General features: G+C 40.9%; 19 protein-coding genes. 6 read left to right on the forward strand and 13 right to left on the reverse strand.

From position 1 onward, the window contains the following. Nucleotides 1-72: 72 nt before the first annotated feature. The 5 genes from U3A58_RS05485 to U3A58_RS05505 form a co-directional block, all read right to left on the reverse strand. Nucleotides 73-2,499 (reverse strand): glycoside hydrolase family 95 protein, encoded by a 2,427-nt coding sequence (locus tag U3A58_RS05485; protein WP_323822394.1) that lies wholly within the window; start codon nt 2,497-2,499, stop codon nt 73-75. Between the two features lie 161 nt (nt 2,500-2,660). Beyond that, nucleotides 2,661-3,938, reverse strand: coding sequence for a cation:proton antiporter domain-containing protein (locus U3A58_RS05490; protein WP_323822395.1), 1,278 nt, complete (start codon nt 3,936-3,938; stop codon nt 2,661-2,663). Beyond that, complete coding sequence (locus U3A58_RS05495; protein WP_323822396.1) at nt 3,938-4,636, reverse strand: hypothetical protein; 699 nt, start codon at nt 4,634-4,636, stop codon at nt 3,938-3,940. The genes U3A58_RS05490 and U3A58_RS05495 overlap by 1 nt, the downstream gene beginning before the upstream one ends. 5 nt (nt 4,637-4,641) lie before the next feature. Beyond that, nucleotides 4,642-7,032: a P-loop NTPase family protein gene (locus U3A58_RS05500; RefSeq protein WP_323822397.1), complete on the reverse strand. Its 2,391-nt coding sequence runs from the start codon at nt 7,030-7,032 to the stop codon at nt 4,642-4,644. A 197-nt stretch (nt 7,033-7,229) separates the two neighbouring features. After that, a complete protein-coding gene (locus U3A58_RS05505; protein WP_323822398.1) occupies nt 7,230-7,817 on the reverse strand; it encodes a TlpA family protein disulfide reductase in 588 nt (195 codons plus the stop codon). A gap of 193 nt (nt 7,818-8,010) precedes the next feature. On the opposite strand from U3A58_RS05505, the gene U3A58_RS05510 reads away from it, so the two are divergent. Both U3A58_RS05510 and U3A58_RS05515 read left to right on the forward strand, forming a co-directional pair. Beyond that, nucleotides 8,011-10,257 carry a Tex family protein gene (locus U3A58_RS05510; protein ID WP_323822399.1) on the forward strand — a complete coding sequence of 749 codons (2,247 nt, stop codon included), beginning with the start codon at nt 8,011-8,013 and terminating at the stop codon, nt 10,255-10,257. 323 nt (nt 10,258-10,580) lie between these two features. Next, on the forward strand, nt 10,581-12,998 hold the full coding sequence (locus tag U3A58_RS05515) for an ABC transporter permease (protein WP_323822400.1): 2,418 nt from the start codon (nt 10,581-10,583) through the stop codon (nt 12,996-12,998). Between the two features lie 141 nt (nt 12,999-13,139). Here the strand turns inward: U3A58_RS05515 and U3A58_RS05520 are convergent, their stop codons facing one another. From U3A58_RS05520 to U3A58_RS05530, 3 genes are all read right to left on the reverse strand, one after another. Beyond that, entirely contained in the window at nt 13,140-14,018 is an 879-nt protein-coding gene (locus U3A58_RS05520; RefSeq protein WP_323822401.1) for a pirin family protein, read from the reverse strand. Between the two features lie 75 nt (nt 14,019-14,093). Next, complete coding sequence (locus U3A58_RS05525; RefSeq protein WP_323822402.1) at nt 14,094-14,684, reverse strand: Crp/Fnr family transcriptional regulator; 591 nt, start codon at nt 14,682-14,684, stop codon at nt 14,094-14,096. Between the two features lie 56 nt (nt 14,685-14,740). Next, nucleotides 14,741-15,733 (reverse strand): LLM class flavin-dependent oxidoreductase, encoded by a 993-nt coding sequence (locus tag U3A58_RS05530; protein WP_323822403.1) that lies wholly within the window; start codon nt 15,731-15,733, stop codon nt 14,741-14,743. A gap of 336 nt (nt 15,734-16,069) precedes the next feature. Between U3A58_RS05530 and U3A58_RS21920 the strand changes: the two genes are divergently transcribed. Continuing rightward, on the forward strand, nt 16,070-16,381 hold the full coding sequence (locus tag U3A58_RS21920) for a four-helix bundle copper-binding protein (RefSeq protein WP_465038357.1): 312 nt from the start codon (nt 16,070-16,072) through the stop codon (nt 16,379-16,381). A 39-nt stretch (nt 16,382-16,420) separates the two neighbouring features. Here U3A58_RS21920 and U3A58_RS05535 read toward each other — a convergent pair whose 3' ends face one another. Beyond that, a complete protein-coding gene (locus U3A58_RS05535) occupies nt 16,421-19,165 on the reverse strand; it encodes an outer membrane beta-barrel protein (RefSeq protein ID WP_323822404.1) in 2,745 nt (914 codons plus the stop codon). A 298-nt stretch (nt 19,166-19,463) separates the two neighbouring features. On the opposite strand from U3A58_RS05535, the gene U3A58_RS05540 reads away from it, so the two are divergent. Together U3A58_RS05540 and U3A58_RS05545 are read left to right on the forward strand one after the other, a co-directional pair. After that, nucleotides 19,464-19,721, forward strand: coding sequence for a hypothetical protein (locus tag U3A58_RS05540; RefSeq protein ID WP_323822405.1), 258 nt, complete (start codon nt 19,464-19,466; stop codon nt 19,719-19,721). Next, nucleotides 19,718-20,491 carry an XRE family transcriptional regulator gene (locus tag U3A58_RS05545; RefSeq protein WP_323822406.1) on the forward strand — a complete coding sequence of 258 codons (774 nt, stop codon included), beginning with the start codon at nt 19,718-19,720 and terminating at the stop codon, nt 20,489-20,491. The genes U3A58_RS05540 and U3A58_RS05545 overlap by 4 nt, the downstream gene beginning before the upstream one ends. Here U3A58_RS05545 and U3A58_RS05550 read toward each other — a convergent pair. The 4 genes from U3A58_RS05550 to U3A58_RS05565 all read right to left on the reverse strand — a co-directional run bounded on the left by U3A58_RS05550 (nt 20,488) and on the right by U3A58_RS05565 (nt 23,917). Continuing rightward, nucleotides 20,488-21,558, reverse strand: a complete 1,071-nt coding sequence (locus U3A58_RS05550) for a toll/interleukin-1 receptor domain-containing protein (RefSeq protein ID WP_323822407.1) — start codon at nt 21,556-21,558, stop codon at nt 20,488-20,490. The genes U3A58_RS05545 and U3A58_RS05550 overlap by 4 nt on opposite strands. A 70-nt stretch (nt 21,559-21,628) precedes the next feature. Beyond that, nucleotides 21,629-22,390, reverse strand: a complete 762-nt coding sequence (locus U3A58_RS05555) for a hypothetical protein (RefSeq protein WP_323822408.1) — start codon at nt 22,388-22,390, stop codon at nt 21,629-21,631. Nucleotides 22,391-22,424: 34 nt separating this feature from the next. Continuing rightward, nucleotides 22,425-22,820, reverse strand: a complete 396-nt coding sequence (locus U3A58_RS05560) for a DUF2141 domain-containing protein (RefSeq protein WP_323822409.1) — start codon at nt 22,818-22,820, stop codon at nt 22,425-22,427. A 29-nt stretch (nt 22,821-22,849) separates the two neighbouring features. Continuing rightward, entirely contained in the window at nt 22,850-23,917 is a 1,068-nt protein-coding gene (locus tag U3A58_RS05565) for an AMP-binding protein (RefSeq protein ID WP_323822410.1), read from the reverse strand. A 109-nt stretch (nt 23,918-24,026) separates the two neighbouring features. Between U3A58_RS05565 and U3A58_RS05570 the strand changes: the two genes are divergently transcribed. Then, on the forward strand, nt 24,027-24,860 hold the full coding sequence (locus tag U3A58_RS05570) for a 1,4-dihydroxy-2-naphthoyl-CoA synthase (protein WP_323822411.1): 834 nt from the start codon (nt 24,027-24,029) through the stop codon (nt 24,858-24,860). Nucleotides 24,861-25,014: the final 154 nt, after the last annotated feature.

Genomic DNA, 25,014 nt, shown 5'->3' on the forward strand with positions numbered 1-25,014 from the left:
ATGAAAACTCTTTTAATCGAGTCTAAGATTTGACTATTTTGAGGTAAGGTATTATAAAGAGGTGCGTATGAATTATAATTCAATCTCAAAGCTCTGTCCTCTTTCTAGGTCTAGGTCCATTTCGGAGCCATCATAGTAAACCATTACTTTACCACTTGTACCCGCATGAATGCTACAGGTTTTGAGCTCACCATCCTGCCAAGTCATAGCTATGGTATAGTTTCCTCTTGCTTTCAAGCCCGTAACACTGCCATAGGCCCAAGCTTTTGGTAGGGCTGGCAACAGTCGAATCATTCCTGTTTCATGTGATTGGACAAGCATTTCAGCCACTCCGGCCGTGTAGCCAAAATTTCCGTCTATCTGAAAAGGTGGGTGCGCATCAAACAGATTTGGGTAAAGGGATTGGGAAAGTAACTTCTGTACATGCGCGTGAGCCATTTCTCCGTCCAATAATCTTGCGGAGAAATTAATTAACCATGCACGGGACCAGCCAGTGCCTGCTCCGCCATTAGCAAGTCTGTATTCTAGCGTTTTCCGTACTGCAGCAAATGCCTCGGGTGTTTGACTTTGTGTGATGGCATCTCCCGGGTGAAAAGCGTATAAGTGGGACATGTGTCTGTGCCCTTTTTCATTTTCCTCATAGGGCTGATCCCATTCCAAAATCCTACCGTCCTTTGCAATCTGAACGCCTGGGCGAAGATTTCCGAGTTGGGTGCTTACTTTTTCACGCAATGGGGTTTCTTTTCCTAGGATCTCAGAAGCTTTCAAGTAATTAGTAAACACATCAGCAATAATCTGCTGATCCATTGCCGCTCCCATCGTGGAAGCCACTTTTTCTCCTTTTGCGTTGATAAATTGATTTTCGGGAGAAGTAGAAGGTGAGGAGACTAGTGTTCCGTCGGTTGGGAATTCCACCAACCAGTCAGAATAAAAAGCTGAAATGGCTGAAAGAGCAGGATATGCTCGCTCTTCGAGGAAATTTTCGTCTTGGGTAAAGAGGTAATGATCCCAATAATGTCTGCCTATCCAGCCTCCGGCTCCGACCCAACTGCCCCAATAGGCTGTGGCTGCGCGCAAAAAAGCAACTTGCCAGAGATCAGTGGTATGCGGAACCATGGAGCCGGCCATATCAAAATTCTTACGTGCTGCATCTTTTCCATTCTCTATTACGCCGTCAATGAATTCAAATAGAGGCTGGTTCAATTCGCTTAAATTGGTCACATCTGCCGGCCAATAATTCATTTGAAGATTGATGTTCACATGGTAGTCAGCATTCCATGGAGCAGCGATATGCTGATTCCAAAGTCCCTGTAAATTAGCTGGATTGGTGCCTGGACGACTGGAAGATATCAATAAGTATCTTCCATAATCGAACAAGAGCTTTTCCAGATGCAAATCAACTTCGCCGCTTTTGACGCGCTCAATTCGTTCATCTGAAGCAATAGTATCAGGCTTATCACTACCTAATTGCAAGCTCATTCGATCAAACAAAGAAGCATATTCTTTTTGATGTGAATGGAGAATTTCTCCCCAACTTTTTAATTGGACTTTTTCCAGTTGATGATCAGCTTCAGATTCGAAGTCTTCATGATAAAAGGAAGTCTCCGAGACTATTTTAAGCATAAATTCCTTTGCGCCAGAGATAATCAAGGTAGAATCAGTAGTGGAAATCTCTCCGGATTGATTTTGGGCGAGTAGTAAAGTTCGAAATTTCACTCCATTCAAAATCTCGATTGGTTTGGAATCCAGCTGGCCGCCTCGCTGGGTGATCATGCCGGACATTTCGAGCTGTCTTTCATTGAGTGCTTTGGTTTTTGCGGTAGCAAATCCACTATCTTCTGGCCGACTCATGGTGACGGTACCATTAAAGCCCTTAGGGTGGTTAGTCTTAAATCGGATGATCAAGGCATCATCAGGAGCTGATGCAATGATCTCCTGACTGACCTCAAAACCTTCACTTATAAATTGAGTCAGGACAGTGGCCGTTTCAAGATTGAGACTTCTTCTGTAGTTTTCGGGTTCTATCCAGTCAAAGTTAAACCACAGATCCCCCATCGTTTGATGAGATCGCGTGACTCCTTTTCTGGAGAATTTCAGCACCAAAAGAGAGTCGGCTTTTTTATTGTCTCCAGCTAATAGATAGGCTCTGATTTGATCTAAATCAGCTCTTTTCCCCTCTGCCAGTCCCCAATCATCATACCCTCCAGGCCAGAGAGAATCTTCATTGAGTTGCAGATGTTCTTGTCCTGGTATGCCCATGACCATCGCGCCCAGTCTGCCATTTCCCACCGGAAGTCCCTCTTCCCATTCTTCTGCGGGCTGGTTGTACCAGAGTACAGAGGTGGATTGCGCAAAACTAAAACTGCATATGGTTTGAGTGAGCATAATGCTCAGGAAGTACTTTTTCATGTGATTATAATTGATTCTTAATAGCCACATGGAATCTCGCGGGATTAAAATCATCCCACTTTGTGTCGCTTGCGTTATGCTCGATTTCATAGGTTATTGGGTCAAAAAATAAGATTACGACAAATCTTTGAAGTCCCCAACCCAAAATGTCCAAAATCGCCTATTTGCATCCCCTAAACAGGGATACTTGGAATGCGCATTGTTAGTTTGCCAGCATAAAGGAATCGCTACCTAACCTCTCATTGGAGAGTTTAGCTTAGTTTTTCATCGTTTTCTATAACACTTGGTACCTTCCATTTAACGGAGCCTACAGCTCTGCTGCTTGCTAAGTCAACGGCTTTGGATGATCGTCTTTTTTCGTATATCATCGCAAAAGTCATAATTAGACTCGTTCCAATAATCACAAAAAGTAATATTCCTGGCTCGAAACCTGCTACTTCTGCCTCCTCAGGAATGGCATAAAAAAGCAAAACTGTGATCAAACCCCTAGGTGCGATAAAAGCCTGGGGGATAATGTCTTTGCCTTCCAAAATCAAAAGCAGGATTACTCGAATTCCATAAATCGATCCGATCAGCATACTACTTATCAATGCTACCTGCATATTAAACAGTGAAGTGATTGTAATAGTAAGTCCAAAAATCACAAAGAAAAGCGTACGTACCACAAATGCAGTTTCTCCTGTAATCGTGTGCAACTGATGGTAAATTTGATGTGCTTTGTCATAATCCAGCAAGCGTGAAAGCCGCCCTTTGAAAAACAACTTCATATTGGCGATTACAAGACCAAAAATCAAAATAATAATGAGCGAGGAAAGGTGCATCTTTTTACCTAATGCATAGAGCAACAGCAATACAGCAATCATAAGAAAAAGCTTGACGTTGCTTTTGATATTCTGAAAAATCAAAATAATGGCATAACTCGCGATTAGAGAAATTGTAATAGTAAGCAGAAAATTCCCTCCAAATCCAACCAATCCTGAATCTTCAGCAGGATTTAATTTCCCCGTCAGGAAGTAAAAAAGCATGATGCCCAAAATGTCTGAAAAGGTGCTTTCGTAAATATGAAACTCCCGCTTTTTACCTCTCAACCCAATCACACTAGGAATAATAATCGCACTGGAAAGGATTGATAGAGGCGTAGCATAGAGCCAAGCGGACTGCATGGACATGTCCGGGATGAAATAATAAAGGATACTTGCAGCTGCCCAGACGGAAAGTGCTAGTCCGATCAGCGCTATAGCCAGTGATTTGAGAATCGGAATCAGTTTCTCACGCTTGAGTTCCAGCTCAAGAGCAGCTTCCAGCACGATCATGATCAATCCTACTATTCCCAAGACCTCCAAAAATGGAAAAAAGTCTATCGAATCAGTAGTAAAATAGTGCAAGATGTATTGTAGAATCACTCCCAAACCTATCAACATCAACACCGCAGGGATATTGGTTTTTTTCGAAATGCCGTTGAATAGGAAGGATAAAATAATAATCACCGAAAACTCAATGATTAGATTATACGAGGAGATGATTTCCATTAGGCGTCAAAGTTTTCGGTAGAATTGGTCATGACTTCATGGCCATGCAAGTAGTTGATAAAATCTTCATGGCGTGCACCTTTTACTAAAGTATAATGCATTAGGAAGGTGTTTTTATTAGCTAGTGCTTTCAGATTGGTACGTTTGCCTAGGGCAAGGATGGGATGATCAAAAATCAAATCTAAGAGACCTTCCTTGCCAAGATCTGATCGCAAATAGAGCGCACGCTGAAGTACGTTGGTCTGATTAGAAATTAAGGTAAATCCAGTCCGATCAAAAGAATGATACCAAACCCAGCGCTCTCCTTGGTCAGTGCCAAGTACCATTCCCAAACTTCCTATCCGATTGATTCTGCCGTGGATCTTACCAGCTTTCACGAGCGTGTCAGTGACAAGCATAGGGCTGGCTCGGATAAAGAGGCCACTTATATAGTTACCCAACTGCTTGTACCCAAATCCCGCTACCAACAAAATAATCAGACCGTGCGTGACAGGATCCAATGCTATAAAACCGCCAATGATAATCAGCCAAGCGATAGGCTTATAGAAAAGTCGAATTTTTTTAACTAAGGCTAGGTATCGATCGTTAATTCTCCTTTTTTTCAAATAACGCGTAAACCCGAAAAAACACAAGGAAAGGAAAAGGTAGATCGCAAAGACGATAAGGATTAATGCGTAAAGATCATTCCAATGATTCATTTCTATTAAGCAAGTAATTCTCTGTATTTCAAAATGGAGTAAAGATCCTGTCTTACTGTGTTTTTTACTATCAAGTAACCATTTGGATCTCGATCCAAAATACCAATATTCAGGAGTTTTCGTATGGCAGGTTTGTACTCCGATTCATATCTGTCAGTAAACAAATTTTTCAGCTCAAGATCACTACTATACCCGAAGAGCAAGCAGTTTTTTAAAATGAGAAGTTCTGTGGTGGAGAGAAAATCATTGAGGTGAGTTTCTTTCTCCGAAAATTGAATAGAGCTATCCTCTAGCACATCTGTACAGAAAATCCAAGCCTGCAATACTGCCCCGATGTTAAAATCGAATTTTTTTGTTAACCATCCGATTTTTTTCCTCAGTTGCCTATCATTCATCACTTTGCCCTCTTTCTCATATAAGGTACGGTGAGATGCGCCATGTCGTAGCATTACTGCTTTGTAGATTTCGTCGGGAGTGGAAAGATTCGTATCCAGAAGGTTTGTGAAGCTTTGCGAAAATGGTATCCTGGTATCTAAATGCAAACGAAGGGCATTGCTAATAGCGACAATTACAAATGCTTTTGAAGCATTCAAACTCATGAAATCAACCAAAGATGTAATATTTGTGAGCAATGGACGATCTGAATCTCGCCAGAGGTGCAAATCATCTAAGACAAGTATGGGTTTTGAATTGCTGATAGATCTTTTTACGAAGTTTAATACTTCCTCTAGGTTTCTACCCATTTTGAGTTTTCTACCTTCGATGCTGATCTCACCACCCGGAGTCAGGTAATGCACAGTATTTGACTTGAATTGATGTGTAGCATACTCTAAAAGTGTGGACTTGCCACTTAGAGGATCTCCAACTACTGCCAGGGATCGGCTTTGACCTTTTTTCCAGTAAAGAACAATTTTTTCAAGAGCTTCTTCTTGCTGCTTTCGTTTGACTAAAAACAGATCACCGATGAAATTCTTATTTAAGAACAACGAGTGGTAGTGGTCGGGCGTTTCTTTCTCGTTTCTCGTTTCCAGAATCTCCAATGCAATCTCTAAGCGCTGATGCGGTGTTTTTTCCTTCACATCGTTTACTTGTTTCCCTACATTTTTGAAAATCTGCGTTACTTGAGCTGAAAAATACCTGAGGTTTCCAGTTTTGCTGTTCGATAATAGTGAGAAATTAGTCTGTAAAGGGACTTTGAGGTATTCATCTGGCCAATAGATTTCAGTTACTTTGAATTTCACAGAAAGCTTATTTTCGATATGCGCAACCGCTTCTTCACTTTGTGAAATTGTGTTTTGTTGCTCTTGATTAATCGAATTCAGAGACGAAATTTCACCATGAAAACTAGTGAGTTGTTGTGTTTTTTTAGCTACCAACAAACTACTTTTGATTTGAGAAACTACGTTTAGAAGATGTGAAAAGTTAGCCTCCTGACCATCCCATAAATCTGAGAGGTAGGGCAGAATTTCATAATCCAGCCACTTTTCTGCAGATTTTTTGAAATCTACCTTCTTCAAAATCAAGTATCCCTCCTGAGCACCTACAGGAACAGCGAGTGACGGAAGCTTATCGACAGAATCTTCCAGATCTCGAATTGTGCTTTCGGGACGAATCTCTTGACTGATTCCTGAATTAATCAGATCATCAAAAGACTTAATTGTATCGTTGACTTGCTGTATTTCACTGATATTTTTAAGCCCTTGTAGGCAGAGGTCGGCTTTGCTTACCAATAGCGCATTGGTTTTCTGGACATCCGCTCTCATCTGGAGTATTATCTCACGAATAAGTCTGTATTGTTCAATGGTTTGCTCCAGTCTGTTGTAGTTTAGCTCAATATCCTTGAATTGGCCCAATAGGATTTCAAACTGCAACTGGTAGGTTTTCCAGGGATTTGAAAAATGCTTTACGGATTCTAATTTCCGTTTGAGAAATTCAGGTTTTTCGAGCAGGCTCTTACGCTCAAGCTTAAAGTAGTTAAGCGATTTTTCTGATTCGGTGAGGAGAAGGATTTTTGATTCTTCAAAATGACCAATCACTAATTCCCCTGATACTAGATTCTCAATAGAGCGAAGCTTGGCTATACTGAGTTGAAGCAAGATATCCCGTACCAGTAGAATGATTGATTTAAAGCGTTCGGGATAGGAGAAATGAACGAGATATTGATCCGGATGGGATACTTCTACATTTTCCCCAGCAATATCAAGGAAGGTGTCCCCAGCATTACCATAAGCTTCGAGTAAGTTGCTCCCCTGTGCTAAAAGATATGCATAGAATTCATCTGCTGAAGCTTGAGTAGCTACCCCGGTATTAAATTCCTGAAATTCTCCCAACACAGAATCCATCAATTTACCTTCGGGTTTATCGAATTCTTGTGTAGAAGGATTGATTTCGTTCATATATGCTGACAATGAAGCCAAAGAAAAAGAAAAATGAGCTTATTATCCCAAGTTAATTTCTGTTTTCATAGAAAGTTTTAAGTACCTAATCTGATCTGGTATCAAACCTTACTGAAAACCTTAAAATATAAAAATTTTGATAGATAGTAATCACATTCTTATGAAACGGGCACTTTTAGCTACCCAATTAATAAGCCTTATTCTGATACCTTGGATTGGTTTATTAAAAAATTCCTGAACTCATCAGTGTTAAAATTACTCATGCCTTCCTGATAAAAGACGATTTTTCCTTCCGGGTTTATTACCAAGGTAGTAGGAAGGGATTGGCTCTGTAGGCTTTGATTTAGGCCAAAACTTGCATGAACTGTAGGGAAAGTCCAGCTTTTTCCTTCTAAAAAGCTTTCGCTTTTTTTGATGTCATTATCAATTCCAATCATCAAAAATTCTACTCCGGGCTCGTCTTGAACGGACTTATATAACTCAGATATATGGGGCATTTCTGCTCGACAAGGCCCACACCAAGATGCCCAAAGATTGATAAAAAGTGTTTTGCCACGGTAGCTCTCCAGGTCGATTTGCTGTCCGTCAAATGTCAAAAACTTACCTCGGTAATCAAATTGTTGCTCAGTGAGATCTGGGATTTCAATCTTTGGTTTGATCAACCCTGTGGAAAGTAAAACGGACTGTAATCCACCTATAATGACCGGCAAAAGCCCAGTGAAGTATAAAAATGCGATGACGCTGATCATTATTCCCCAGCTCTTAATTTCCTTTTTCCAATTCATTTTCAGGTACGATTTATGATTTTTGATTTACGAAATGATGGCACGTATTGATTAAATTTTTGAATATTTAAATCTTACAATTTTACATTCTTAAAATCAGACGCTTAGTGGCAACTCTCACATTTCTCCCTTTTTGTCTCCAAAAGGACGCTTAACTTGCAGCTCAAATTAAGAGTTGATATCCCTTTATCATATGAATTACGAAGTACAAATAGCCGCTGAACTCAAAGTAAGGCCTGCACAGGTAAAAGCCACATTGACATTGCTGGACGAAGGGGGGACAGTTCCATTTATTTCCCGATATAGAAAAGAAGCCACCGGTGAGCTGGATGAGGTGCAGGTAGCTGCCATCCGTGATCGTGTTTTGCAGTTGAGAGAGCTGGCAAAACGGAAAGAAGCAATTTTGAAGTCAATTGAGGAGCAGGGGAAATTATCTCCTGAGTTGAAGGGAAAAATAGCAGGTGCTGAGACCATGTCAAAACTTGAAGACATCTATTTGCCATACAAACCTAAGCGTAGAACAAGAGCAACTATTGCAAGAGAAAAGGGATTGGAACCACTTGCTGAACAGATTTTTGAGCAAAAGTCCATTAACCTGGAAGATGAGGCGGAGAAGTTTGCGGATGCCTCCAAAGAAGTCAATTCCGTAGAGGAGGCGCTCCAAGGAGCTCGTGACATCATGGCTGAGTGGATCAATGAAAAGGCAGAGTTACGGGAGAAGATGCGAAAGCTATTCCTTAATGAAGGAGTTTTTTCGTCGAAAGTGCTACCGGGTAAAGAGCAGGAAGCAATCAAGTACAAGGATTATTTTGAATGGTCTGAACCAATAAAAACTGCACCTTCTCACCGCGTTTTGGCGATGAGACGAGGTGAAAAAGAACTTTTCCTGATGCTGGACTCTCTTCCTGAAGAAGCTTCTGCGATTTATCAGATGGAGAAAATGATTCTTGCTGATTCAGCGAATTCTTCAGTGGATCAGGTAAAACTTGCCATCAAAGACAGCTACAGAAGATTGCTGAAGCCAAGTATGGAAACGGAAGTTCGTCTGCTCACAAAGCGGAAGGCAGATGAGGAAGCAATCAAGGTTTTTACTGAGAATTTGCGTCAACTTTTGCTTGGCGCACCTTTGGGAGAGAAGTCTGTGATGGCGATTGATCCGGGATTCCGGACGGGCTGTAAACTAGTGTGTCTTGGACCCCAAGGGCAGTTTCTTCACTATGAAGCAATCTATCCACATGAGCCGCAACGCAGAAGTGCGGAAGCAGGCATGACAGTGAAAGGCTTGGCAGATAAATTTGGCGTGCAGGCAATAGCTATCGGTAACGGAACTGCGGGGCGTGAGACCGAGGCTTTTGTGAAGAGTTTGGGCTTGCCAAAATCCGTAATTATCACCATGGTAAATGAATCAGGAGCATCTATCTATTCGGCGTCTGATGTGGCACGAGAGGAATTCCCTGATCTTGATTTGACAGTTAGAGGAGCTGTTTCCATTGGTAGAAGACTGATGGATCCTTTGGCAGAACTGGTGAAAATCGATCCTAAATCTATTGGGGTAGGACAATACCAGCATGACGTAGATCAGAATGCTCTAAAAAATGCACTGGATGATACAGTTATGTCAGCGGTAAACGGAGTAGGGGTAGAAGTGAATCTTGCATCCAAACAATTGCTTACTTATGTCTCTGGTTTGGGGCCGACTTTGGCCCAAAATATTGTTGAATTCCGAAATGAAAACGGTCCTTTCAAAAGTCGGGCACAGCTCAAAAAAGTACCAAGGTTAGGCGATAAAGCGTTTGAGCAAGCTGCCGGTTTCTTGAGAATCAGCAAGGCAAAACATCCGCTGGATTCCTCGGCTGTTCACCCTGAGCGTTATGCTTTGGTGGAGCAAATGGCCAAGGATGTGAAAGCGTCTGTGTCAGATTTGATGAGTTCTGAGGAATTGAGAAATAAAATTTCTCTGAAGAATTACGTTTCCGAAACGGTCGGTTTGCCTACACTACAGGATATTTTGGAGGAATTGGCCAAGCCTGGACGGGATCCCCGTGAGAGTTTTGAAGTTTTTGCTTTTGAAGAAAGTGTGAACAGTATGTCAGATCTGAAGGTAGGGATGAAGCTGCCTGGAGTGGTGACGAATATCACGGCATTCGGTGCATTTGTGGATGTGGGAGTGCATCAGGATGGTTTGGTGCATTTGAGTCATTTGGCAGATCGCTTTGTAAAGGATCCGAATGAGATCGTTTCTGTCAATCAAAAAGTGAAGGTAACGGTGATGGAAGTAGATATTCCCCGTAAGCGTGTTGGCCTGAGTATGAAGTCAGATCCTTTTGCGGAGCGGGGCAAGAAGATGGAGAAAAGACCTGCTAGTAAACCTCAAAAGCCAGAATCTGAAGGCTCTATGGCTGATAAATTAGCTGCACTGAAAGGCAAGTTTGGGGGATGATATTTTATTAGCCACGAAGAGCACGAAGAAAGCGCAAAGAAATTATTTAAAAAACCCTGAGATGATTATTTCGGGGTTTTTGCTTTTTATAGAATTCTGTCGATTTGAATAGACAATTTAGATATCATTTTGTCGAACCAATTCGATATTTATGTTCACGCTCATCGCCCGAAATCGCACAAAAATGTTCGGAATATTTTGAAAGCCCATAGTAAAAGCTTGTTCCCTTGCTTAGAAAAGCCTGTTTTTTCTGGTTTGGTCTTGGATAGGAATGTATGACCTTAAGCAAAATCTCTGCTTTGACATGCATAAATTACCAACCTATGTTGAAAATATATTCTAAAATTGCTTGGCGAAATCTAAAGAAAGGCAAGCATGTGACGCTGATCAATATTTTTGGATTGACCTTAGGAATCACTGCTGCTTTTTTGCTTTTCACAGTAGTGAGCTACGAGCTCAGCTTTGATAATTTTCAGTCTAATTCAGAGCGGATTTATCGTGTGGTGACTCAGGATGAATATTCAGATGGTATGGATTACACGCCGGGTGTCTCACCACCCGTGCCCGAAGCATTGCAAACGGATCTTTCAGGCATAGAAGCTATTGTTCCAGTAGTCAATTCCACTGTCTTCATCACTACTGAAAAGGCTGTTACCAACACGGGCGAAAATAATTTTGTAATAGAAGATGCTTTTTTTACAGCAAGTGACTATTCCTCGTTATTCGATGTGGAAATTTTGGCAGGTGATCTGAAGGTATTAGATCTGCCCGGACAGGTAGCGCTCACAGAAACGGAAGCAAAAAGGCTTTTTGGGACTTGGGAGAATGCCTTTGGCAAAGCAATGCTTTTGTCAAAACGTATTGAGGTTACCGTAGGAGCAATCGTAGCGGATATTCCAGACAACAGTAATTTCCGTTTTAACATGCTTGCTTCTTATAAAACACTTCAAAGCAATGAAGATGTATTTGAATACTATTTTGACGAATGGGGAAGTTTTTCAAGTAATTTTCAATTGTACGTGATGCTACCTGAGTCAAGCAGCGTAGTTCAGATTGATCAACAGCTAGTGACTTTTGCCGAGAAGAATTACAAAGATAGAGGCACTTCGAAGAAGTTATTTTTCCTCCAGGCGATGGAAGACATTCATTTTGACAATCGCTTTGATCCTATCAGCGGGGAAATGATCCGAAAAGCTACGATTTATACTTTGGGGTTGATCGGGATTTTTATTTTGATCATGGCTTCAATTAATTTTGTAAATCTTTCTACTGCTCAGGCAATTGGCAAAAGCAAGGAAATTGGTATTCGTAAGGTCATGGGAGGGAGCAGGCTTCAGGTGATTGGCCAATCGTATGGTGAGACTTTTATGGTGGTGTTTATCTCGGCGATCATTTCTACCGTTGCGGCCACTGTTTTGCTTCCATATTTAAGTAAAGTGGGGGAGGTTCCAGACTCAATCAAGTTAGTCACACCGTCGTTTTTGCTGTTTTCTACTGCAATTATTTTAGGAGTTACCTTACTTTCAGGTTTTTATCCAGCGTTGATTTTGTCAGGATTTCAGCCGATTCAAGCATTGAAAAATAAGATTCAAGTGGCTCAAATTGGTGGAGTTTCACTTCGACGAAGTCTGGTGGTGATGCAGTTTGTCATCGCACAGGTTTTGATGATAGCCACGGTGATTGCCGTAAAGCAAATGACAGAAATTCAGGAAGCAGATTTGGGATTTTCGAAGGATGCCGTTTACTATTTTGATATTCCCGGTGATGAAGAAAAAGATGGAAGGTTGGATGTACTGAAGCAGCGGTTAAAATCCAATTCTCAGATCAAAACTGTAAGTGTGTCAAGCGATGTGCCATCTTCCAATAACAACTGGTCATCGAACTTCTGGTTTGACGGAAAAAGAGAAGACGTTCAATTTATGACTTCACTGAAGTATGGAGACGCTGATTACTTTGATAACTATGGGTTACAGTTCGTGGCGGGGAGTAGCTTTTCTGAAAGTGATACGCTGAAAGAGGCTGTAATCAATGAGACTATGGCCAAGAAACTTAATCTATTAAGTGTAGAAGATGCGATTGGAAAGGCGATTACTATTGGTGGAGGAGAACCTTGGATGACGATCACGGGAGTGGTGAAGGATTTTGCGCAAAACTCGCTTCGGGAAGAAGTCAAGCCTTTTATCATCGCCACTGAGAAATCGCAGTACGGAGTTTTAGGTTTGAAACTTGATAAAAATGCAGGAAATGAAACGCTGGTTAGTATTGAAGACGAGTTTAAGAACGTCTATCCAGATGCGATTTATTCAGGATCTTTTTTAGATGAAACAATTGCTAATTTTTACAGGAGAGAAAATCAATTGGCACTAGTTTATAAAATCTTCGCAATCCTTTCGATTGTGATTTCTTCGATTGGATTATATGGTTTGATATCTTTCCTAGTAGGCCAGAAGCTCAAGGAAATAGGTATCAGAAAGGTTCTCGGCGCATCGGTACCACAGATTACTTTCTTACTTTCAAAGGAGTTCATTTTACTGGTATTTATTGCTTTTGCGATAGCAGTGCCAGTTGGTTATTATCTCACAGATCAATGGCTCCAGAATTTCGCTTATCAAACTTCTGTTCCTTTCGGACTTTATGTATTCGTAATTGCGGTTTCACTTTTAATCACTGCTGGCACTGTTGGATATCGAGCAGTAAAAGCCGCATTGGGCAATCCGGTGGATAGTTTGGCGGATGAGTAAAATTGTTAGAGAGCTTTTATCAGATACTCTACTGTGGAAAAAATTGAAAACACTCTCGTTAAAACACGTTCAAACCTCTGCATTAGAAAAGCCTCTGAATCAGGATGATTCAGAGGCTTTTGCAACTTTAATAATTAGAGATCAATCTTCCAGATAGCCGAATTTTCCGACATTGAAGTCGTTGAATGCATCCATCAATTCCGCTTTCGTATTCATTACAAATGGGCCATGCGAAGCAATTGGTTCATTAATCGGTTCACCGCTCAGAATCAAAACAACTGCATCTTCGCTGGCTTTGATATGGAAGGTTTCTCCTTCATTTTTAAATAAAGCGAATTTATCGGTTGCGACTTCTTCCTTTCCATTGACTTCAATAGAGCCTTCAATTACCAATATTGCCGTATTGAAATGTGCAGGGAAGGTGAAGTTTGCTACACCGCCTTTATTCAATTTTGCATTCATCAAGTTTATCCTGGTGAATGTGTTTGCAGTACCTTTCAATCCTTGATACTCTCCCGCGATTACTTCGATTTCTCCCGCATTATCAGCAAGTGCAAATTTCTGAATTTGATCATTGGTGATCCCCTGATATTTAGGAGGACTCATCTTATCCTTAGCCGGAAGATTCACCCAGAGTTGTACCATCTGGAACTCTCCTCCAGTGCGGCTAAATTCTTCTTCATGGTATTCTTTATGTAAAATACCAGAAGCCGCAGTCATCCATTGCACATCACCTTCTCCGATTACTCCGCTGTTTCCAGAACTGTCATGGTGGGCTACTTTTCCTTTGTAGGCAATAGTCACAGTTTCAAAACCTCGATGCGGATGTACTCCAACTCCTTTTGGTTCTGTAGAAGGGGGGAAATGAAACTTGGAATTGTAATCCAGCATGATAAAAGGAGACATGCGCTGCATATCCAAATGATATCCACTTGGGATGAAATTGTGAACTCTGAATCCATCTCCTACAAAATGCGGTGCAGGTGGGTTGACTATAATTTCTACGTTCTTTGTTGCCATGATGTAGTTTGTTTAAATGATAAACAAATATCGGCAAGCCCTATTTCTCACACCTTGATGTATGGTAAGATCGCTTCAGGTAGTGAAGTTTCTCTTTGCGAGATCCTTTCTTACTCGACTCAGTGATTCGGGTGTGATCCCCAAGTAGGATGCGATCATCCAAAGGGGTACGCGAAGCAGTAGATCGGGATATTTTTGGATGAAAGTAAGATACCGTTCCTCCGCCGTAGCTCCAAGCAGTTGGTTGATTCGCTGCTGGAGTTGGCGAATATGACTTTGGAGTGCCCGATCATTTGCTTGTTGGAATTTGTGACTCATCCCCGATACCATATCCATAAACTCATCACCCATGAATACGACAGTGCTGTTTTCAATAGCTTCGATAAAAAGATCCGAAGGTTCGTTGAAATACATACTGCTTCGATCCGAGGTGAGCCAGTTTTCGGGAGAGAATTGAATGATGTGCTCTTTTCCGGATTCGTCGGCAGTGAATGCTCTCAGAAGTCCTTTTTCGGTGAAAAAAGCATGTTTGCAAATTTTCCCAGCACGAAGTAGAAATTCACCTTTTTGGATGGTTTCTACTCTTATTTCTTTCAGTATTTCGTCGACAGCGGATTCTGTAAGATCACTTTTTTCGCTTAGGTATGTTTTGAAATTGGGTAGCACTACTAGGGGTTTAGTATCCAAAATAGCCAAAAAGAATCAATATCTTAGATTGAATTTTATCCTAATACTTTTGCTGTGATTTCCAGTGATCTCAACCGTTTCTCCGGATCATAAATATTCGAAGACACCATGAGTTCATCCACCTCTACCTGCTTGAAGAAGCTTTCAAATTGTGGTTTGAGGGATTCTTTAGTACCTATGAAAGTACATGCCATCATATTCTGTATGGCAGCAGCTTCGGCTTCATTCCAGATATTCTCCATGCTCTTCACTGGTTTTTTCATAGGATAAGATTTTCCGCGTATGATTCCCAAAGCGGTCTGGTAAAATGAAGTAGCCAAATAATATGCTTCCTCATCGGTATCTGCAGCTATCACATTTACACAAGAAATAAAGTATGGTTGTGACAATTGTGCTGAAGGGTGGAAGTTTTCCCGATAGTATTTTGATGCATTGATTAAGTAGCCAGGAGCAAAGTGGCTAGCAAATGCATAAGGCAATCCTTGTTGCGAAGCTAGCACTGCACTGCTCATGCTAGATCCTAGAAGATAAATAGGGATGTTTAAACCCTCAGCCGGAAATGCGCGGACTTTGGAGTCGATGTTATCTTCAGAGAAATAACGTTGAAGATCGTCTAGATCGCTAGGGAATTCTTGTACCGACTCATGTCTGCCTCTTCGTAGCGCAGTCGCAGTAGTCTGATCGGTGCCGGGAGCCCTTCCGAGACCTAGATCAATTCTGTTTGGGTAAAGAGTCGCCAACGTTCCAAACTGCTCAGCTATAATGAGTGGACTGTGATTAGGTAGCATAATTCCGCCCGAACCCAGCCGGATTTTAGAAGTACCATTGGCCAGATATCCAATCAGGATCTGAGGAGATGAGCTGCCAACATTGGCCATGTTGTGATGCTCGGCCAGCCACATTCTAGTGTAGCCGAGTTGCTCAGCATGCTGGGCGATTTTGAGACTTCTTTCGTAAGCGTCTTTGGCATCAAAGTCTTCACGAATTATGGCAAGATCGAGAAGCGAGTAGGGTATGGTTGTTTTCAAAATAGGTGATTGCTTATAGTTAGTAAGCAAATTGAAATTCGGTTAGGAAAGTTTCTGAATCCTCAGTTTTAATTGAATTTCTATGTTTCTAATATCCGCAATTTGTGAAATTAATGCCTCATATAGTTTTGTTGTTCTATAGGTTTATTGCAAAAGAATTAGCCTATTTTCCTCAAAATGCGGATTTATGAGTGGCAAGTTATTTGAATTAGGGTTACAGTAATAAAAAATTGATTGACAAAGAATCAGACCTTTTAACTGGTTTTGGATATTCGTCAAGAGACTACTATGTATCATTTCTTCAACCAAACATTAATTCTTATGAGTCCAGTAACCATGATTAAAAATAACCTTATCGTATCATGCGAGCGTTGTATTGAAGCATGTACTACTTGTATTGCATCTTGCATCAACCGACCTGAGATGCAGGATTGTATAAAGTTCTGTGAAAGGAGTATTGATGCCTGTAAAGACTGCATTGCGGCATCTGAAGGCAGTTCGCTAGATAGAGCGATACTCATGCAGCAATGTATAGATGTCTGCTATAATTGCGCTAAGGAATGCGAAAAGCATGAACATAAAAGCTGCACCAGATGTGCAGATGCCTGTCGTAATTGTATCGCAGAATGCGAAATCCTTTTAGATTAACCAAAAACGGCTGATGAATTATTCATCAGCCGTTTTTGGTTAATCGTTATAGATTTCGTTGTAGTCATCCATGTCCGTACCTTTATTGAAGTGGCGGATATTGTATGAGAAAGAAAGCATGAAGTACCGCTGCATGACATTGTTTTGTCCGTCTTCCACATAGGCATCTGTTACATTTCTATAGACACTTCTGTTTTGTCCTAGCAGATCATATACGCTCAAGGAAATTTCCCCTCGTTGGTTTGCGAATACTTTTTTGCCTAAGCTCATATTCATAAGTACTACATTGGCATCAAAACCTTCAGAAAGACCAGAGTTCAGCTGATGATTTACGTCCAATCTGTAGATAAATCCTTCCCAAATTATCCAGCTCAGATTTAGTCTTGAGCGTTGATTGTAATAATTATTATTTAGGCTGGCGTTTAGCGTGTTTTCTACGTCGTTATAAGAAAATCGTGTGGAGATGTTAAAGTCTATCTGATCTGAGATATTGCTACTCAGAGAAAGTCCTGTACTAATCCTTTTGGAGTTGTTGAAGCTCAATTGGTTGTTTACTTGTCCGGGTCTTTTGGTGCTGCTGAATCCGCCGTTGATGTTGAAATTCGATTTGATAAAGTCAAGAGGAATACCATAACTCACCCAGGATCTGAAGTCTTTGTATCCATCCAGATTCACCGGTCTAAAAAGCTGTGATCCTTTTGCCAAAATAATTCCTCCTGGTAATTCTGTAGCTTCCTTTGCTGTGAAAGTACTATTTGAAACAGCATCTTTTACCAATCTGTATTGTGCAAAGACAAACCATGAGCGATCATTTTCCGGGTTATTGCTGCGGAATCGAAGTCTCATTCTGTTTGAATAGGATTGTTCTAAGCTAGGATTACCAGTTCTCAACTGGAGAGGATTAGAGTTGTCTATTACATTTTGAAGTTGATCCACAGAAGGTGCATCTACATCGGTATCATAGTCCAGTTCGAAATTGGTGTTAGAAGAAATGGTGTAATCAAACCTAATAGTTGGAAGAAAGCTCTGGAAAGTTCTATCCAAAGATTCCATGGCTGGGAATAATTGTTCGTTTTTCAGTGAAGCGTTTTGATATTCTAACTCCGCCTGAAATTTCAATTTTTCCAACTGGTATTGGTATCCTAGTTCCACTTCTTGTCTAAGATATTTGCTCTCGAAGGAGTTACTCAGCGTTGTATCCAAAGAAAGGCCAGGGTTAGTTATTTGATCATTCAGAATATCAAAGGTCAACTGATCCGAATCATTTATCCGATTACCTATTTCGTATTCCAATTCCATCTGGCCATTTTTCCCGAGAGGTTCGGTATATGAAATGCCTGTTTCCCAATCTGTCCCAGATCGGTCACGTGTGATCTTTTGATTGATCAATTCGGTACGTTCATCTGGCTGGTAATAGCTATTCGTTGCGCTTCGCAAAGCATCGTCATTATCTGCGTGAGTGCCCGTATTCGCACTTAAAGTCAGACTTCGTCCTTCCTTACTGAATTTATGACTATAAAATAGACGGTGGATCATGTCAAATTCGTTGTTTTTGGCGGTACGGCTATTTTCTGTTTGGTTTAGCGGCCCGGCTTCATTTACACTTTGACCTAAAAATGAGGAGGATTCCCTTTCAGTGCTTGCAGAGAGTCTTGGTCTATATAAAATTCGATTGTTTTCGTTGATGTTATATTCAAACCTCATATCAAAGCGATGATCTTGACTGGTGCGTGTTTCTCTACTTTCTTCAGTATAGATTTGATTTGATTCAGAGCTAGTTACATATTCTCTGACTCGGCTGGAAAGATTGATGTTTTTTCGGTGATTATAAAGGTAGCTTCCACTGATTTTTATTTTCTCTCCCCAATTATCTGAATAATTCAAACCCAGGATATTTGTGTTGATTATTCCGTTTTGTGGGCGGTTATTACTCTGGGAGTTTGCATCACTTGAGTAATCCAACACATTAATATTATTACTTAAACCAGTGAAAGTTATTCGCTGGTCTTCATTAAATGAATTGATACTTGCACCGGCGAGATAGTTGTCATCAGTTCCATAACTTGCTGTAGTCTTCCCGAATTGGCCTTTTCTTCTATTTGGTTTGGTGACGATATTAATGGTTTTCATTCGCACACCATCATCAAATCCACTCAGTAGTGCTTTATCACTCTTTTGGTCAAAAATTTCAATTCCCTGAATCACTTCTGCTGGAAGATTTTGCAAAGCCGTATTGACATCTCCACCAAAGAATGGCTTTCCATCCACTAAAATCTGCGTGATCGCTTCGCCCTGTGCTTGCAAGCCTCCGTCTTGGGATATCACTCCGGGAAGTTTTTCGATTAAGGTCTGTGCACTGGCATCTTTCATAGTTTTGAATGCATCAGCATTAAATAGTGTGGTATCACCTTTTTGCTGTCCTTGTGCCCGTCTGGCACTAATAGTTACTTCATCCAAAGATGTTGCTTCTTCCTTTAGACCTAAGACACCCACGTCTAAATCCTCAGTTACATGAATCGACTTAAAAAGATTCTCATATCCTAAGTATTGAATTTTGAGCAGATATTCCCCATTCTTGATATTGGTAATTTCAAATTCCCCATCCAAATCAGAAATCATCCCGTCTATTTGTACTGAGTCAGGGAGACTTTGAATCAAAATAGTTGCATTGGGAATGGTGATTTCTGTCCCTGCTTGTTTTACTCTCCCCTTGATAGAATAAGTTTGAGCAGATACTTGGCAAATACTTAAAAAAAGAATGAACAGGTATAAACAGTTTTTCATAACAGCTGGCTAGTTGGGTTGGTACTAGAACTAATTCCTATATGAGTGCAGTAGTTTCATCGGCACAACTTCTAGTTTTTCTTGAGCAAAGTAACGGACTTATGGACTGTGTAGATAGGTATAATTAGCTAAGCGGTCAAATGGTGTATTGAGTAGTAAATAAGTCATATACCTTTACATGTGCTGCGCTAAAGCAATACTTTGACAGTTTACGTCAGATTAAAATGTTTATTTTTCAATCATTGGTATGTTTATAAAAACAACATTTATATCTTAGCTGATGTTAAATGAATAAGTTATGGAAAATCACGAAAAGATCAGTATTACCACAAAGACTTTAGCGTCAGGTAATTGCCAGGTTAAATTTTTTATCGAGGATGAGGCAAAGCCACAATATGGCTACTTGCTGGTGAACGGGCCAAAGCCTGTCGGAGAAATCATTGATGAAATCAAACAGCGGATGGAGAGAAGAAGAGCCAGTTCCCTGAGCATGAATCCGTTTTTTCCTAATTCTGATACACGAGAAGATCATAACTTTTACCTTTATTCAGCATGAAATACCTTGCTTCTAACCTTCGTTTTTTGCGTAAGCAAAAGGGCATCACTCAAAATGATCTTGCAGATCAATTGGATGTGCAGCGAACAATGATCTCTGCCTATGAGGACGGTAGATCCGAACCAAAGCTATTAACGCTTGGTAAACTTTGTGATGTGCTTAAAGTTGGTATGGAGGAACTTTTGAATCATGATATTGATGGCAAAGGAAGAAAGGCGATTCAGAAACGGGGAATTAATATCCTCACGATTGCGTGTGACGAGGATGAAAAAGAAAATATTACGCTGGTAGGTCAAAAAGCTTCGGCAGGATACCTAAATGGCTATGCGGATACCGAATACATGGAGAGCCTTCCGCAATTTCAGATTCCGACATTATCTAAGCAAGCTACGTATCGAGCTTTTGAGCTTGCTGGAGACTCTATGCTACCACTGACTTCGGGCACTATTGTGATTGGAGCCTACGTGGATCAGCTGAATGATATTAAAAGTGGTAAGACCTACGTCTTGGTGACCGAGACAGAAGGGGTAGTCTATAAGCGGGTTTTTAATTATCTAAATGACAATGGCAAGCTGTTTCTGGTGTCAGATAACGAACACTACAAACCATATGAAGTAAAAGGGGAAACTGTGATTGAAGTATGGGAAGCAAAAGCATTTATCAGTACCGATTTTCCGAATCCGGGAGATAGGAAAAAGCCGTTGACCTTGGAGGCTCTAGGTGAAATGATCTCTGATATTCGAGCCGATTTGAGGACGCTCAGGAGTTAGTTCCTTCTCAGCTCAGCATTTGTTAGTAGTCCATTGGCCTGCGTCTGGCCTACCCAAGATTCTCCCCTGGTATTTGACCCAAACGAAAAACTATAGCTCCCTTGAGTATCGTATAGGCCAAAGGAAGTAGAGTATAGATAAGTGCCATCATACTCCCCGGTTCCTTCACCTACATGGTTGTCAAAATAATAGTAGTCAAATGTATAATATCCGCCATTTTGATGAATTATAAAATAACCAGATCTGATTCCATTTTCATATAGCCACCACTTGCCCGAATAATCAAAACCTGCTTCAACAGTAGGAGTTGGTGCTGCATCAGCCTCAAGTTGCAGACTTTCATAGATTTCATTGCTAGCAGGATTTTCTTCCTGTAGTGTGTTAATATCCAGCTGACTGAGCTCTTCACCCACTTGATTGCCGGCAGTATCGCTAGTGTCCATGTCGTAGTAGGCGTCATCATCTGGAATGAGTGCTAGTATTAGTAGCACTATAAAAACAATGAGAACCCATAAGTAATTTTTGGCCCACCAGCTTTTCTGAGGCTTTGGAATTGGTCTAGGTCGTGGAGAAGGTTCTGGCTCAGGTTTCTTAATTGGTGGAATTACGTGTTCTATAGATTTGATCAGGACACCCACATCATACCTCCACCTGGAAATAGTGATTTCCTTCCAATGTTTTTCAGCGAGTGATTTGATATTATCAGGAAGCCCATCCGCTGTAGGCAAGCTAGCTTTTTTCAGTAAGATGGGTATCACTCGGGTATCTTCCATAGTCAGTGCCATAGCTACTTCTCTTCTTACCCAGTCATTCTCATTGAAGAGGCGCAAATTTCCCTCATCATCTTTCACATCTGCCCAAGTAGGGCCAATCAAAACCAAGACTACCTTACTCTGACGAATAGTTTTTTCTATTGCATCTGCAAAGTTTAAGCCCGGCTCTAGAGTTTCTATATCGAAAAAAACATTCTCTTCTCCGAAGACCTCCTCTAAGTCTTCTTTCAGCCTACTTGCTTCACTTTGTGTGTCACTTTGGCGGTAGCTGATAAAAATCTTTCCCTTTTCCATAAAAAAACCTGATTATAACTCGCTAAAGTTAACTTAATCAGGTTCTTAATTGCAATGAGAAGGGGTGATTTTATTCTCCAAATAGATTCTCAAATCCATCTTTTATTTTTCCAACTGCATCAAAAGAAGTGTCAATGTTGACTACGCCCTTTCCAAGCTCATGCCAGTAGCCATCGCCGCATTCGATATAGGAACCACGCTTGGTTCCAGCAGTTTCTTTAGCAATTTCATAGTTATAGTCTGGAGAGAACACCAATTTCAATAACTGAACTGCATAATCCCAGTTGATGATTCTTGATTCGTTTTCTGAAATGAAAATTGCCTCTCGATTCGAGAAATTCATTGTGATGGAACAATCAATACTTTCCTCGTTGGTTACCTGACGGTAGTTCACCGTAAGAGGAGCCTCCTTTTTGGAGGTCTCGTAGATAGCCTGGATCACATCCTGAGCTAGCATTTGCCAGGCTTCTTGATCAGCTGGAGCTTTTGAGGGAGTGGGTTTGCCATTTTCTATGCCTGCAAGCGTAAGGCCTCCTTCTTCTAATTGCCTACCGCTCCATTTAATTTTTTCAAATTCTATGGAAACTACCTTTTTCCAGACGAAGTCAAGTGTTCCTTTAAAGCTGAAATCGTCATTTGAAGTGAATCCTTCGTCGAGAATTTCGTCTTCCGTTAGATCCTCTCTATCGGTATAATGTAGTTCTAATTCTGCCATCAGTTCAGAACTGCTCCAATCTAGCGACAGTCTATACACATGACTATAAGGTGCTGGGATTATTCCTGAATCGAATTCAATTACGATTCCGCTCGCGTGCTCATTACTCTTTTCCATTGCTGCAAAAGTAGGCCTTTTACCTTACAAGTTCTTAGCGCAGTTCAATTTCGAAACGAGTGACCTTGCCTTCAGTTACTTTTTGGCTGCACTTTTCATAAGAAGGGATTCCAAAGAATAGGCTGGGATTATTTGAGAAACCAAAGGAATCCAAAGGATACCCGACTTTGTTTTTTCTGATTACGCCATTTTCATCGAGATCATGAAATACCGTGATGGCGTAGTTTCCAGTAGGCACATCGCTGATTGATTTCTTGGCTATTCCGTTTATTATCGGAATTGTTACAATTTGCCAAGCGTCATCCAGTGATTCTGGCCAACCTTTTTCTTGATCAAAAACAAGAAGCTGAATCACCCCATCATCTGAAGAGGTTCCTGAAATTACAATTTCTATGGATCCCACTTTGTGTTGTACTGAGGATAGATTCATGAATAGAAAAAGGCTTAAAAATGCCGTCTTCATAGCAGTTCAATTGTTTTTGGTCTGTTTATTTTACCTGAGCTTGTTCTAGAAAACGACGGGACAATGAAAGTGTTTTTTGGGACTTCATATTTATCCATCACCTCTAATAATGCCTGTTGTAGCTTAGTTGAACTTTCATGACTTGTATCATTCGATTCAAGAACCAGGCATAATTTCTCGCCTAATTTCTCATCTTTTATTCCAAAAAAGAAAAATGCTGAATTCGGAAAAAGGCTGTGAACTGTACTTTCTGCCTTCAATTCCAAAAGTTCGGGATGAAGTTTCACGCCACCTGAATTTATGACAAAGTCAGTTCTACCCAGCCAGCGAAAGGAATGCTGATCGATCATTTCAACCAAATCATTTGTCTGCACCACTTCATTATTACTTGCAGCTGATTTTACCCAAAGTGTATTCCGCTCATCTAAGCCAAATTCAACTCCAGGTAGCATACTGTAGATCAATTCTCCCAATTCGATTTTCGCGAGCGCGATATGGGAAACAGTCTCAGTCATTCCATACGTTTGGTAAGCTTGAATAGCGTTTGCGATGAGTTGATTCTTTAATCCGGAACTAACGGGTGCTCCGCCAATGATCAGATGTTTTATTCTTTTCAACTTTTCAAACGAAGTTTTATCCTGAAGAGATCCCTCTGCTTGAATAGGGGCCATTGCTACGAAATCAGGAATATTTCTTACTTCCAATAGAGGATTAGACTTAGGTTCAGTTATCAGAATTGGGCTATTCCAAACCATCGCACGGACAAGCATCATTTTTCCTGCGATGTAGTTTGGATCAAGACAACAAAGTAATAGCGTGTTTTCATTAGTTTCGAAATAAGTCTGCGTTGCCTTTACACTGGCAATCATTTGAGACCGTGTTATCTCCAGTTTTTTTGGAGTTCCCGTAGAGCCTGAGGTTTGCTGCACAAAGGAATTTTGTCCTGAAAGCCACTCGTGACAGAATTGAATACCAGCTTTCGCAAAGTCAGGAAAGTCATTATTTTCCAATTCAAAGTCTTCTTTGGTCTGAAATGTATGATTGCCGAAAGTAAGTTGAAACATTTAGAATGTGCTGGATAATGGCTTTCCCGAAGGTAATAAACCTGACTTCAAAATTCAGGATAGCCTGTTATCTTGCAAAAGAATTAGATTTTTACCCAAATCGAAAGATATGAACTGGACTACAGCAAAAGAATACGAAGATATCACCTATAAAAAGTGCGATGGCGTAGCCAGAATCGCTTTCAATCGACCGGGAGTAAGAAATGCTTTCCGTCCGAAAACTACTGCTGAATTGTATGATGCATTTTACGATGCACAGGAAGATACCTCTATCGGTGTCGTTTTGTTGAGTGGGGAGGGGCCTTCAGCAAAAGACGGTGGTTGGGCATTTTGTTCTGGTGGCGATCAGAAAGCACGAGGCAAACAGGGCTATGTAGGTGAAGATGGCTACCATCGATTGAATATATTGGAAGTACAGAGACTGATCCGTTTTATGCCCAAGGTGGTGATTGCTGTAGTTCCTGGCTGGGCAGTAGGTGGAGGGCACAGCTTGCATGTGGTCTGTGATTTGACTTTGGCAAGTAAAGAGCATGCGATTTTCAAGCAGACAGATGCAGATGTGACCAGCTTCGACGGAGGCTACGGGTCGGCTTATTTGGCAAAAATGGTGGGACAGAAGAAAGCACGTGAGATCTTCTTTTTGGGAAGAAACTATTCTGCACAGGAAGCTTATGAAATGGGTATGGTAAATGCTGTGATTCCTCATGCTGAACTTGAGTCAACAGCTTATGAATGGGCTCAGGAGATATTGGCTAAGTCTCCAACGTCGATCAAAATGCTGAAGTTTGCCATGAATCTTACTGATGATGGCATGGTGGGCCAGCAGGTTTTCGCCGGGGAAGCAACCCGATTGGCTTATGGCACTGATGAGGCAATTGAGGGCAGAAATGCTTTTTTAGAAAAGCGGAAGCCGAATTTTGGAGCGAATAAGTGGATACCTTGAGATAGTAGCAAGTATCAAGATGTAAGTATCTTGATTAGAGATAGGAGATTTGAGACAAGAGATAAGAAAGAGCCAAGCATCAAGATTTAGAGAAATCTTAATGCTTGGCTTTACTTATTTTAATAAAGAAAAGTTTGGGTATTGATGAGTCTCA

It is taken from the genome of Algoriphagus persicinus (assembly GCF_035156415.1).
GTDB classification, from domain to species: domain Bacteria; phylum Bacteroidota; class Bacteroidia; order Cytophagales; family Cyclobacteriaceae; genus Algoriphagus; species Algoriphagus persicinus.

Coding starts and splice junctions, on each gene's coding strand:
- U3A58_RS05495 (WP_323822396.1), bottom strand. CDS start 4,636: ATGAATCATTGGAATGATCTTTACGCATTAATCCTTATCGTCTTTGCG.
- U3A58_RS05485 (WP_323822394.1), bottom strand. CDS start 2,499: ATGAAATCGAGCATAACGCAAGCGACACAAAGTGGGATGATTTTAATC.
- U3A58_RS05555 (WP_323822408.1), bottom strand. CDS start 22,390: ATGGAAAAGAGTAATGAGCACGCGAGCGGAATCGTAATTGAATTCGAT.
- U3A58_RS05510 (WP_323822399.1), top strand. CDS start 8,011: ATGAATTACGAAGTACAAATAGCCGCTGAACTCAAAGTAAGGCCTGCA.
- U3A58_RS05500 (WP_323822397.1), bottom strand. CDS start 7,032: ATGAACGAAATCAATCCTTCTACACAAGAATTCGATAAACCCGAAGGT.
- U3A58_RS05560 (WP_323822409.1), bottom strand. CDS start 22,820: ATGAATCTATCCTCAGTACAACACAAAGTGGGATCCATAGAAATTGTA.
- U3A58_RS05570 (WP_323822411.1), top strand. CDS start 24,027: ATGAACTGGACTACAGCAAAAGAATACGAAGATATCACCTATAAAAAG.
- U3A58_RS05505 (WP_323822398.1), bottom strand. CDS start 7,817: ATGAATTGGAAAAAGGAAATTAAGAGCTGGGGAATAATGATCAGCGTC.
- U3A58_RS05515 (WP_323822400.1), top strand. CDS start 10,581: ATGTTGAAAATATATTCTAAAATTGCTTGGCGAAATCTAAAGAAAGGC.
- U3A58_RS05540 (WP_323822405.1), top strand. CDS start 19,464: ATGGAAAATCACGAAAAGATCAGTATTACCACAAAGACTTTAGCGTCA.
- U3A58_RS05520 (WP_323822401.1), bottom strand. CDS start 14,018: ATGGCAACAAAGAACGTAGAAATTATAGTCAACCCACCTGCACCGCAT.
- U3A58_RS05565 (WP_323822410.1), bottom strand. CDS start 23,917: ATGTTTCAACTTACTTTCGGCAATCATACATTTCAGACCAAAGAAGAC.
- U3A58_RS05550 (WP_323822407.1), bottom strand. CDS start 21,558: ATGGAAAAGGGAAAGATTTTTATCAGCTACCGCCAAAGTGACACACAA.
- U3A58_RS05535 (WP_323822404.1), bottom strand. CDS start 19,165: ATGAAAAACTGTTTATACCTGTTCATTCTTTTTTTAAGTATTTGCCAA.
- U3A58_RS05490 (WP_323822395.1), bottom strand. CDS start 3,938: ATGGAAATCATCTCCTCGTATAATCTAATCATTGAGTTTTCGGTGATT.
- U3A58_RS21920 (WP_465038357.1), top strand. CDS start 16,070: ATGATTAAAAATAACCTTATCGTATCATGCGAGCGTTGTATTGAAGCA.
- U3A58_RS05545 (WP_323822406.1), top strand. CDS start 19,718: ATGAAATACCTTGCTTCTAACCTTCGTTTTTTGCGTAAGCAAAAGGGC.